We start from the raw sequence: 12,143 nt of genomic DNA, 5'->3' as shown, positions 1-12,143 counted from the left end.
CGGCCAAGACCGTACCAGTTTACGCCAAGAACGAAAAAAGCCGCCAGGGGGACGGCCCTGGCGGCTTTTTCGTTTTGTCGTTAGACAACTTGCAACAGTCGCTTAGTACAGCAGGATCACGTCCATGCCGCCGAAGAAACCGTTGTCTTTGGTGCCGTCGTAGAACGGGGTGGCGCCGTCGTTGTTGTCAAACTTGTCCCAACGCAGTTCCGGACGAACGATCAGGTTGGCGTTCGGGGTCCAGTTGGCGCCGATGCTGAAGGCGTAGTAGTCGCCAGCACCGTTACCGACGCGGGCGCCGTCTTCGTCGTCAAACCATTCGATACGGGTACCGACCTTCCAGCACTCGTTGATTTCTTTGAACAAGTACTGGTTGATGCCGTACCAGTAAACCGCGTCCGGATCGGCTTCCAGGTTGTACTGGGTACCCAGGTCGTGCTGGAACACATAGCTCCAACCGCAACCGATGTCGTAAGCGAACACCCAGCTGTTCATGTACGAGTCGCCGCCGTTCTTACCGAACGAGCCGCCGACGCACTGCCAGGTCAGGGTCGCTTTGTCCGACAGGGTCAGGCTGGCGCCGCCCAGGAACATCTGCTGAGCTTCCCAGTTGTCAAAACCGGTGTCCCAACCTTGAACCCAACCGCCGTTCAGCGAGACGTGTTCAAAGCCGCTGTAGGTCAGCATGGCGCCGGTGTGGGTAAACGGCTCGCCGTAGTTCATCGTGTAGGCGTGCGAGTAGAAGAAGTTGTCAGGAGCGGTAACGACTTCGTAACCAATCGTGGTGTAGAAGTGACCGACCTTCAATTCCCAATCGCTCCAAGCGGCCGTCATGTACAACTGCGGAATGGCCGAACCGTACAGGTCGGTGCCGTCGCCGCTGTCGCGAGCGGTGTCCCACTGGTTGTCCCAGCGGTTGCGATCGCCGTAACCGAAAGCTTGGGTGTCAGGACCGTCGGCGCCCCAGACGAAGTCAGCACGATAACCAAGGTCGAAGCAGTAGGTTTCGGCGTCCGCGGCCTTTTCGGCGTAGATCCAAACCTGGTCGACCGTCGGCGTGTTTGAAATGCCGCGGAAGGCGACCGGGGCGTTGCCCGTGTTCGACCGCACGCCGCCGCCGTTGGCGTAGAAGCCGCCGGAGATCCAACCGCCAATCGTCAGACCGCAATCATTCGTGCCGAACAGCGTCCACTGTTCGCCATGTTCGCAGCACGGGAACCAATCGATTCCACAGCAGCTGCTTTCGCAGCACGAGCTGCAGCCGCCACACGAAGTGTCGCAGGAAGAGCCACAAGCCGTGTCCGTGGCACATCCGCAATCGCTGACGGTAACCGCTTCGCCAACGTAGCTCACTTTGCCGGCATTGTAGTAGCCGGGTTGTTGAGCGACGGCGAAACCGGTCGAACCGACCAGCATGCCGACAGCGAGCAACGCTCGCTTCCAATCCGTTTTCATCTGAACTCCCTCCAAATCCCAGGATTTACTTATTCGACGCTAGGGAATCGCCTCCGCGATACCTTTTGAGGCTGCTTCAGCTTGAACGCCACGCCACCCGATTCTCCGCTTCGGGGGCGCCGCCGTCGGCATTCCACCTCGAGCGCAGCCATTCGCACCTGATGCAGGTTTAATGGGTTTATCGAGATCAAAGCCCGCAGAATCTAAATATCTCACTAGCGCTAGAACATCTCTGCCCAACCCACAGACTCGCCGCATCTTCCCTGCGCGATCACAAACTGCCCAAAATTGTCATAAACGGAACTAAATCCACCACTACAGGGGGACAAGAGCTCCAAAAGGGCCTATTTCTAGACTTACGGGGGGACTTATCGCCCTGTGGAAAGCCCGTGCTGGCAATTCTCTTGTGGTGTGCGAATAATTGGGGCACAATGAAAAGTTCAGGGACCAGCTCCTCCTCCACTCCTCATCCGACTGTCACTCGATATACCGGAAGGCTCTTATTTATGTTGCGCCACGCCTCGGGTAGCCGCCTGCGTCGCGGGTTTACCCTTGTTGAACTTTTGGTCGTGATCGCGATCATCGGCATCCTGGTCGGTTTGACCCTTCCGGCGGTGCAACAAGCTCGCGAAGCGGCCCGCCGTGCCAGCTGCACCAACAATGAAAAGAACTTGATGTTGGCGCTTGCGAACTACGAATCGACCCACGGCTCCTTGCCGATGGCTTCGACCGTTTCGGAACCGCCAGCTGGGGCGCACCACTTCAGCTGGATTGCTCAAATCCTGCCGCAGATCGAACAAACGGCCCTCTACGACCGCTTGAACTTCAACGCTCCTGCCGCTTCCGCGGGCAACTTGCCTCTGATGAGCACAAAGATGGAGCTGCTGGTTTGTCCGTCAGACCCCAATGGCGAACCAGGTACCGAATTGGGCGTCTTCACGCCGACCAATTATGCAGGTTCCGAAGGTTACGTTTCGTACCTGACGACCGGCAACCAATACACCGCAACCACCTCTCGCCCGGCCAATACGTCTCCCACTATTACAGCCTTGGCCGGTACGGTCATCGACAATGGCGCCCGGGTTGACCTGAACGGCGTCTTCCGTCCGGGCCGAGCGACGAAGAACGCGCAAGTCAAGGACGGCGCCTCGAACACGATTTACATCGCCGAAACGACCGTCGCCGGTTTTGATTCGACGAGCGGCGACGAACGCTTCCTCTCGAACGCGTTCGCCCGTACCGCGTTGATCGGCGCCTATCACAATGCCAGCGGCAGTCAGGCCCTCAGCTGGGCTGACTATGATGGCGACACGGCGGGTTACAACGGCGCCTCCGGCAGTGGAACCGGCCCGCAGTTGATTACGCCGACTTTCCAGTCCCGGTTTGCTCTCAACGCCACCGAGTTCGGCGCGTCGACTCCGCATAGCGTGATCCTCGCTGGCATGGGCGACGGTTCGGTCAAGGCGATTCCGCTGACCGTCAATCGGGTCGTCTGGGTTCAATTAAACGGCATGGCTGACGCGACCGTCTTTGAAATGCCGTAAACGGACTACGCTCACCTTCAAGAAACGAAAGAGGCCGCAACCTTAGGTTGCGGCCTCTTTTCGTAAGTAGACCCTGTTCTGACGCCTGCGGCGACTAGTACGCCTTGGCGATTACCGCGCGACGCTGGGTCGGCTGGCCGGTGAAGATGCACTTGCCCGGTTCGTCTTCTCCTTCGACCGGAATGCAGCGAACCGTCAGCTTCAGCTTTTTCAGCTCTTCTTCGACCGCCTTATCGTCCGCACAGTGGCAATAAGCGAAGCCGCCGTGAATCTCCGGGCGTTCTTCGTTCTGCGGCGTGAAGTAGGCGATCAGATCCTCCAGCTTGTCGATCGTGCGGCTGTTCTCGTCCCGCAGTTGCTTGGCTCGGTTGTAGAGATTGGCCTGGATTTCGTCGAGCAGCGTCGTGATCGTGGCGACCAGTTCGGCTTTCGGCGTTCCCTTTTTGTCTTTGGGAGACTGATCGCGGCGAGCCAAAAAGACGCTTTCGCCGGCGACGTCGCGCGGGCCGATCTCGGCACGCAGCGGCACCCCCTTCTTGATATGCTGCCAGGTCTTTTCGCCGCCGCGGATGTCGCGGTCGTCGACCAGCACGCGGACCGGAGCGCCGTGATACAGCACTCCCTTCAGTTCGGCGTTCAGCTGATCGACATAGGCCAGCACCGTCGCTCGCTCTTCGTCATTGCGATAGATCGGCAGCAAGACGATATGCTTCGGCGCGAGGCGCGGCGGGCAGATAAGGCCGTCGTCGTCGCTGTGGGTCATGATCAAACCGCCGACCAGGCGAGTCGAAACGCCCCACGACGTCGTCCAAGCGAACTCTTCGGTCCCTTCCTGCGACTGGAACTTGATTTCCTGCGCCTTCGAGAAGTTCTGCCCCAGGAAGTGCGACGTTCCGGCCTGCAGCGCTTTGCGATCTTGCATCATCGCTTCGATGCTGAGAGTCATTGAGGCGCCGGGGAAGCGTTCCCACGACGTCTTTTCTCCCTTGATCACCGGCATCGCCATATAGTTCTCGGCGAAGTCGGCGTAGACCTCCAACATCTGACGCGTTTCGGCGATCGCTTCTTCGGCGGTCGCGTGAGCGGTGTGGCCTTCTTGCCACAGGAACTCGGCGGTTCGCAAGAACATGCGCGTCCGCAGCTCCCAGCGGACCACGTTGGCCCATTGATTGATCAGGATCGGCAAGTCGCGATACGACTGCACCCATTTGGCGTACATCGCGCCAATGATCGTTTCGCTGGTCGGGCGAACGATTAGCGGTTCGTCCAATTTGCCGGCCGGCACCAGGCCGCCATTGGGGCCCGGTTCCAAGCGATGATGCGTCACGACGGCGCATTCCTTGGCGAAACCTTCGACGTGCTCCGCTTCTTTTTCCAGGTAGCTCATCGGAATAAAAAGTGGGAAGTAGGCGTTTTCGTGCCCGGTCTCTTTAAACATGCCGTCCAAGACCGATTGCATGTTCTCCCAGATCGACCATCCCCACGGCTTGATCACCATGCAGCCGCGGACCGGCGAAACTTCGGCCAGATCAGCCGCTTTGATCACCTGCTGATACCACTCGGGATAGTCTTCGGCTCGCGTCGGAGAAATCGCGTTTTGGGGAGCCTTCGCCATAGATCTGCTTCTTAACCTTGCAATTTTATCTAATCGGGTAAAGGTCGCATTCTAGGGGATTTAAGTTCACGATGACAACGCGGCTTCCGGCGCGTATCGCTCTGCGATTCCGCGCATTTATTCACAAATGCCACTCTCGGGCAGGGTTACGTCCTTGAAGGAATACGACACCCCCCCTAGAATCCTGCGCTTTTCCCGCGTTGTACGCCAGCATGACGACGCAATGATTGAAGAGAAAGACCGCCTGCGGTCAAAGCTATAGAGAGAAGAGAATTGATGGCGCGACGCGAAATTGCCAATCTCGGCGAAAATGAAACGATCGACGAGATCTATCTCGTTTCCAATAAACAGCTTCGCCCCAATCGCCAAGGTAATCTCTATCTGCAAATGCAGATCAGCGACAAGTCGGGCCAGGTCAACGGCATGATGTGGAACGCCAATGACCACGTCTACCGCAAGTTTGAGGACGGCGATTACGTCCGCGTGCAAGGTACGTCGCAGTTCTATAACGGCGCGATGCAGATCATCGTCACCGGCTTGGATCGGGTCGATCCCAAGGAAGTCGACGAATCTCACTTCGTACAGCTCGGCGGCGCCGAAATCGATCGACTCCGCGGCGAACTGGCGGCAATGTTGCGGGGAATGAAGAATCCGCACCTGCGCAACCTGGCCGAATGCTTCCTGATCGACGAAGAGTTCATGCAGCGGTTTTGCCGCGCTCCGGCCGGCGTCAAAAACCATCACGCCTATCACGGCGGCCTGCTGGAACATGTGGTCAACCTGATGAAGGTGACCCAGGCCATCGTGCCGTTTTATCCGCAGATCGACGCCGACCTGCTGTTGATCGGCGCCTTTACGCACGATCTCGGCAAGATCGACGAACTCTCCTACGACAAGGGCTTCGCCTATACCGACGAAGGCCAGCTGATTGGTCACTTGGTGATGGGGGTCGGCCTGATCGACCAGAAAGCGGCCGAAGCCGAAAAGCTTGGAGGCGAAGCGATTCCGCAAGAGTTGGTCCTGCGGGTGAAGCACATGGTGGTCAGCCATCATGGCAAGCTGGAGTTCGGCAGTCCGAAAGTGCCGATGACGCTGGAAGCTTTGGCGCTGAACTACCTCGACACGCTTGACGCCCACGTCATCAGCTACGGCCAGTTGATCCAGGAAGACGTCAACACCGACAGCGCCTGGACGATCTTCCATCCGTCGATCGGCCGCAAGCTGTACAAAGGAGAGCCGCGGAGCTAACGCGGACATTTCCCCGTTGGCGCAGTTCGATCGACAGGAAACGAACAGCCGGGCGAACGAAAAAAGGGGAGAAAAACATTTTCGAGGCGAGCCCCCCGGCTCGCCTCTTCTTTTATGCGCGAAGTTTTCCACCGCCCACATTGCATGCGAACGATCGTAACTCGCTTTAAAAACTAGGGTTACGAGATTCCACCCCAGGCTTATCCGCTCGTAACGAACGACTTCTTGAAGAGTTCTACAAGAACCCTTTACCAGAGATTTACCCCACATTCACGTGGAACACGCGATTCGTAGAGAGAATTTTATCGAGGTTGGGAAAGACGCCATCAAAGGTGCGCTGCTATAACGAACCAGCCCTGAAAGCAACAAAGGTCGGGAGGGAACCCGCCGTGATTCGCCAAGCTATGAAGAAAAACCGCGTTCGCACGCTATTCATCAGCGACGTTCACCTGGGTTGCCGTTACGCTCGCGTCGAGCCGCTGCTCGATTTGCTGAACCGGCACGATCCTGAATACGTTTACATCGTCGGCGACTTTATCGACGGCTGGCGACTGAGAAAACGTTGGCATTGGGAGCCGATCTACAACGCGATCTTGAGTCGCTTGTTCGAGATGTCGGAGGCAGGCTCCAAGATCCGCTACGCCCCCGGCAATCATGACGACTTCTTACGTGACATCCGTTTCAATTTCGGATTCATCGAAATCGCTGACGAATTCATCCACAACTGTCCCGACGGCCGCCGCTTTCTGGTGACCCACGGCGACAAATTTGACCAGGTTGAAACGAAAGCGAAGTGGCTCTCGGTACTTGGTTCGTTCGCTTACGATTCGCTCTGCTGGTTCAACCAACTGGTCAACACCTGGCGACGACACTTCAAAATGCGGGGACTGCCGCTGGCCGCGATGGTCAAAAAGCGGGTCAAAGCGGCCGTCACCTTCGTCAGCGATTTTGAAACCAACCTGGTTAACCATGCCCGCGATCTCAACTGCCAGGGGGTCGTATGCGGCCATATTCATACGCCGGCGATGGATCAGCGCGGCGACGTGATCTACTGCAACACCGGCGACTGGATCGAAAACGCCACCGCCCTGCTTGAGTATGAAGACGGGCGGCTCGAAATTGTCGATATGCAGCACGAAGAGACCGCCGTTTCGATCGAAGACTCCTCGGAGTTCGTATTGAAACAAGGGGAGATCCTTCGCAACATGTTGATCGGCTCCAGCGGGCCGGCGACCGCCAGCATTTAACGCCCTCTCCCAGCGAGACGAAAACTACACCCTTTGCCTCCAAGTTCGACTCGACGATCAGAAGAAGAAATCGATAGAATTACCGAGCACGTTGATTCTTTCAGAGGATGAAACGACCCGTGGCGAAAATCTTCTACAGTATGTCGGGCGAAGGACGCGGGCACGCGGCTCGAGTTCGCACCATGGTCGAACGGCTTCGACCGGAACACGAAATGGTGCTGCTCGCTCCGGATCAGGCCTACGACTTCCTCGCGCCGATCTATAACAACAACGCCGAGACGCCCAACGTCGAAGTGCGTCGCATTCCGGGTCTGCGTTTCTACTACACGCGGGGTCGCTTGGACCTGTCGAAGTCGATCTGTTGCGGTTTCGGCTTTTTGGCCAAGCTGAACGGCTTCGCTCGTGAAATGGCCGAAACGATTCGTCGCGAAGAGCCGAATCTGGTCATCACCGACTTCGAGCCGATTCTGCCGAAAGCGGCCAGCAAGACCGGCGTGCCGGTGGTTAGCCTGAATCACCAAGACTTTTTGCTCGCCTACGACCTCTCGACGTTGCCCAAGACGTTGCAGTGGTACGCCTGGATGATGAGCTTCGTCGTCAAGGCGCACCATGTCGACCACGCCGAAACGATCGTCTCGTCGTTCTTCACCTCGCCGCTGCGTCCCGGCTGGGAAAACGTCACCCAGGTTGGTCCCCTGCTCCGCAAGGAACTGGAAGAGGCGAAGACTTCCGAAGGAGGCTACATCCTGTCGTACGTCCGTCGCTCGATGCCGCCGCAAGCGATCGAACTGTTGAAGACGTGCGACCGCGAAGTGCGAGTTTACGGCTTAGGCAAACAGCCGGATCAGGGCAATCTACGGTTCTTCGACATCAGCGAAGATGGCTTCGTGCGTGACCTGGCCGGCTGCGATGCGATGATCGGCGCCGCCGGAAATCAATCGCTCGGCGAAGCGATCTATCTCGGCAAACCGGTCCTGGCATTGCCAGAAGAATCGCACCACGAACAGATGATCAACTCCCACTTCCTGCGTCAGATGGGAGTCGGCGATTGGTCGACGATTGAGAGCTTCTCGAAAAAGCATCTCGCCAGCTTCATGGAACGTCTGTCGCAGTTCCGTGCGAACCTGGCCACGTTCCGCGGTCAGATCAACGGCAACCCGACCGCCCTGGCGGCGATCCAACGCCACCTGCCGGCTTAGGCGACTATCGGGTGCAGCACTTCCCCGGCTACGTCGGTCAGACGGAAGCGGCGCCCGTTGTATTTGTAGGTCAGCTTCTCGTGATCGATCCCCAAGAGATGCAGGATCGTCGCGTGGAGATCGTTGACGTGGACCTTGTCGACCAGCGCCTTGTAGCCGACTTCGTCCGATTCGCCGTAAGTAACGCCTCCTTTGACGCCGCCGCCGGCCATCCAGGCGCTGAAGCAGTGCGGATTATGATCGCGTCCCGGCTTTTCGCCGGTTTGCGCGATCGGCAGTCGCCCGAACTCGCCGCACCAGATCACCAGCGTCTCGTCCAATAGCCCGCGCTGCGCTAGATCGGTCAGTAGCGCGGCTACCGGCTGATCGGTTTCGCCGGCGAACTGACTATGGTTCCCTTTGATGTCGATATGGCCGTCCCAGCTCCGTTGGTTTTCCATCCCGCCAGAATAGATCTGCACGAAGCGAACGCCTCGTTCGATCATCCGCCGCGCGACCAGGCACTGTTTGGCGAAGTGACCGCAGTTCTTTTCATCAACTCCGTACAACTTTGTGATGCTCTCCGGCTCTTGCGAAATGTCGATCGCTTCTGGCGCCGCCGATTGCATCCGATAGGCGAGTTCAAAACTCTCGATCCGCGCCGCTAATTCGCTTTCGGCCTGGTGTCCGGCGTAATGCTGTTGATTCAGCTGCTTCAGCAAGTCGAGTTGGGCTCGCTGACCAACGTCGGTCAACGCCGCGGGACGCGACAGATTATCGATCGGCGGGCCGCTAGGTCGGAGATGCGTTCCCTGATAGACGCCGGGCAGGAACGCCGCTCCCCAGTTGGCGGCGCTTCCTTTGGGCAAACCGCGGTTAAGCGGATCGCTCATCACGACGAAACCTGGCAAGTCGAGATTCTCGCTTCCCAGTCCATAAGTGACCCACGAACCGACGCCGGGGAAACCCATGCGCGGCATCCCGGTGTTCATCATAAAGAGGGCCGGGCTATGGTTATTCGATTCAGTAAAGCCCGAGTGAATGAACGCCATCTTGTCGACATGTTCGCCAAGCTTCGGGAAGATTTCCGAAACCATCTTGCCGCACTCGCCGCGCGGCGTGAACTTGAACGGCGACGGCATCAGCTTGCCGACCTGGTGCTGAAAGAAGCCGGTCGTGTTTTCAAACGTACCGTCGAATTCCTTCAGCGACTTCCCTTCCCATTTGTCGAGCCCTGGCTTGTAGTCCCACGTATCGACCTGACTCGGTCCGCCGTTGACGAAGATCCAAATTACTCGCTTCGCTTTAGCCGGAAAATGAGACTGTTTCGGCGCAAGCGGATTGAGCGACGCTCCCGCGTCGGCCGCCAACAAGCCTTCGTCCTGCAGAAGGGTCGCCAACCCCAAAAGCCCGGCGCCACCGCCGCAGCGGGCCAACCATTGGCGACGCGTTTGCAGCGATTGAAATTCGTGCATCGGATCCGCCCTTAGTCGATGTAAATGAATTCGTTGAGTCCGAATAGCGCCTGACACAAGTCGACCAGCGCCCCTTTCTCTCCACCGGCGCCATCCCGCTCAGTTTGAGCGGCGACGAACGCGACGGCCGTTTTCAGCTCTTGTTCCGTTGGATTGCGCTGCACCGCTTTCTGATAGGCGGCGGCGATCCGCTCTTCGACGGAACCGCTCGGTAGCGATGCGGCGAAGCTTTCGGCGTAACTACGTGTGTGCGGGCTATTCATGATCGACAGAGCCTGAGGCGCCGTCGTCGTTTCGCTACGACTGCCGATGCTGACCAAGTGCTCCGGCCAGTCGAACAGCATCATGGTCGGAATTAGCTTGCTGCGTTTGATGAAGAAATAGATGCTGCGGCGTTTCATTCCCTCGTTGAGCGTTCCAGGCCCGAACATCTTCGGATCCAATTGCCCCGAGACCGACAACATCGCGTCGCGAACCGCTTCCGCTTCAAGCCTCCGCGGCGAGTGCCGCCAGAGAAGCGTGTTCTTCGGATCGGCCGCCAGTTGCTCCGGCGTCGCCGCCGTCGATTGCATGTAGGTCTGGCTGGTCATGATCTGCTTGTGCATCCGCTTGAGTTGCCAGCCGTTGTGAACCAGGTCGACCGCCAACCATTCAAGCAGTTCCGGATGGCTCGGCGCGTCTCCTTGGACGCCAAAGTCGCTTGGCGTCGAGACGATGCCGCGACCGAAATGATGATGCCAAAGTCGATTGACGATCACGCGTGCGAGCAAGCCGCCGGCGCCGGCATCGGTATCGGTAATCCAGTTCGCCAGCGCGGTACGTCGGTAGCTAAGAGCCGACTCGCTGGGGATCTCGTCCGCTTCCCAATAGTCGTGTTGGCGACCATGCGTCAGCACCGTCGGAAAGCCGAACTCGGCCACTTCTCCCTTTTGCGCGACGTCGCCGCGAGTCAAGTAATGGGTCGATGTGTAAAAGTGAGGGAAACCGCGACCATCCGCCAGGTGCGGAATCTTCTTGCCTCCTTCGGTGTTCACCTGCACGGTGACCGGCTTCTCTTCCGCGTCGGTCGGCACGTCGATCTCGGCCAGGCTGCGAATCGTCGTCGTAAAGGTCGACGCCATCCGGTAATAGTCGCTGGAAGAAATTGGATCGAATTTGTGATCGTGGCAACGAGCGCAGCCGATCGTCAAACCGAGAAACGCGGTTCCGGTCGTCGCGACGATATCGTCCAACTCGTCATAACGGGCCGGCTCGAATTCCGCTTCGGTCAACTGCGTTGGAAAAGCGCCGGCACCGAGAAACCCGGTCGCCATCTGCGCCAGCGGATTCTTCGGATCGATTTCATCGCCCGCCAACTGCCACGCCACGAACTTGTCGTAGGGCAAATCGTCATTGAACGCTTGAATCAGAAAATCGCGATAGTGATAAGCATGGGGACGATCGGTGTCTTGCTCATAGCCAAACGATTCGGCGAAGCGAGCCACGTCCATCCAATGCCGCGCCCAACGTTCGCCGTATTGGGGCGACGCGAGCAAGCGATCGACCAACTTGTCATACGCCAGCGGGTCTTCGTCCGCTACAAACGCGGCGACTTCTTCCGGCGTCGGCGGTAGACCAATCAGATCAAAATAGGCGCGGCGAATAAGCGTGCGGCGATCGGCCTTCGCATTCGGCGTGATCCCTTGCGCGTTCAACTTCTCGAAAACGAATTGATCGATCGGCGACTTCACCCAAGCGGAACTCGCCGCCGGAGGAGCGATCGTAGCGAGCGGCTGTAGCGACCAAAAGTCGCTCGCCTTTCCTCCTTTGTCTTCAGCTGGCGTTTCGCCGCCGGCGAGCGGTTTGTCGTAAGGCGCCCCCAAGTCAATCCACTTCGCGACTGCGGCGATCGCTTCGTCCGAAAGCTTGTCGGCGCGAAGCGGCATGTGCGGTTCTACATCGTGACGCAATAGCCCCATCAAGTAGCTTTCGGCGGAGTCGCCCGGTTCGACGTATCCCGAGGCGAGCAACTTCTCGCGAGTCGAAAGATCAAAGTCGGCTTTTACGCTTTCGCCCCCATGGCAGTTCAAGCAACTCGCAGTCAACGTTTGCCCGACGCTCGCTTTAAACAGCGCGAGACCGGCTTTCATCTCTTCGGCGTGGTTGGGGGAGACCGCTGCAGGCGGAGCCGTCTCTTCGGCAATCAGCAGCCCGCCGCTGACCGAACAAAGCGACGCCAACAAGATCCAGAGCGCACAGCGAGAAGTCGAGGCAGGCAGAAGCATGAAGAATCCTGCGTATAGGTGGGAATCGCGATAGGAGGGATCGTCGAGCGACTCCCTTTAGTTTCAGCGAAATCCAGGCATCCGTCTACCCTTTTCCCCCTTAAGCTTCGCGTATAG

Annotated in this window: 8 protein-coding genes; 4 read left to right on the top strand and 4 right to left on the bottom strand. The window is 58.2% G+C overall.

The window, feature by feature from the left end:
• Window positions 1-102: 102 nt before the first annotated feature.
• The gene (locus LOC68_RS20405) at window positions 103-1,455 is read right to left on the bottom strand and encodes an outer membrane beta-barrel protein (protein ID WP_230222165.1); all 1,353 of its coding nucleotides are present in this window, start codon (window positions 1,453-1,455) and stop codon (window positions 103-105) included.
• 506 nt (window positions 1,456-1,961) lie between these two features.
• Here LOC68_RS20405 and LOC68_RS20400 point away from each other — a divergent pair.
• A complete protein-coding gene (locus tag LOC68_RS20400) occupies window positions 1,962-2,999 on the top strand; it encodes a DUF1559 domain-containing protein (RefSeq protein ID WP_230222163.1) in 1,038 nt (345 codons plus the stop codon).
• A 94-nt stretch (window positions 3,000-3,093) separates the two neighbouring features.
• Here the strand turns inward: LOC68_RS20400 and proS are convergent, their stop codons facing one another.
• Window positions 3,094-4,614, bottom strand: coding sequence for a proline--tRNA ligase (gene proS, locus LOC68_RS20395; RefSeq protein WP_230222161.1), 1,521 nt, complete (start codon window positions 4,612-4,614; stop codon window positions 3,094-3,096).
• 276 nt (window positions 4,615-4,890) lie between these two features.
• On the opposite strand from proS, the gene LOC68_RS20390 reads away from it, so the two are divergent.
• From LOC68_RS20390 to LOC68_RS20380, 3 genes are all read left to right on the top strand, one after another.
• Window positions 4,891-5,862 carry a 3'-5' exoribonuclease YhaM family protein gene (locus tag LOC68_RS20390; RefSeq protein WP_230222159.1) on the top strand — a complete coding sequence of 324 codons (972 nt, stop codon included), beginning with the start codon at window positions 4,891-4,893 and terminating at the stop codon, window positions 5,860-5,862.
• Window positions 5,863-6,251: 389 nt separating this feature from the next.
• Complete coding sequence (locus LOC68_RS20385) at window positions 6,252-7,109, top strand: UDP-2,3-diacylglucosamine diphosphatase (RefSeq protein ID WP_230222157.1); 858 nt, start codon at window positions 6,252-6,254, stop codon at window positions 7,107-7,109.
• A 119-nt stretch (window positions 7,110-7,228) separates the two neighbouring features.
• Window positions 7,229-8,308, top strand: coding sequence for a glycosyltransferase family protein (locus LOC68_RS20380; RefSeq protein WP_230222156.1), 1,080 nt, complete (start codon window positions 7,229-7,231; stop codon window positions 8,306-8,308).
• Here the strand turns inward: LOC68_RS20380 and LOC68_RS20375 are convergent.
• Both LOC68_RS20375 and LOC68_RS20370 read right to left on the bottom strand, forming a co-directional pair.
• On the bottom strand, window positions 8,305-9,762 hold the full coding sequence (locus LOC68_RS20375; RefSeq protein ID WP_230222154.1) for a DUF1501 domain-containing protein: 1,458 nt from the start codon (window positions 9,760-9,762) through the stop codon (window positions 8,305-8,307). The genes LOC68_RS20380 and LOC68_RS20375 overlap by 4 nt on opposite strands.
• Window positions 9,763-9,773: 11 nt before the next feature.
• Window positions 9,774-12,026 (bottom strand): PSD1 and planctomycete cytochrome C domain-containing protein, encoded by a 2,253-nt coding sequence (locus tag LOC68_RS20370; RefSeq protein WP_230222152.1) that lies wholly within the window; start codon window positions 12,024-12,026, stop codon window positions 9,774-9,776.
• Between the last annotated feature and the right edge of the window lie 117 nt (window positions 12,027-12,143).

Origin of the sequence: Blastopirellula sediminis, from assembly GCF_020966755.1 — a bacterium.
Lineage (GTDB): Bacteria > Planctomycetota > Planctomycetia > Pirellulales > Pirellulaceae > Blastopirellula > Blastopirellula sediminis.
Note: the sequence above shows the minus strand (reverse complement) of the source record. Positions and strands in the feature narration are given on the sequence as shown.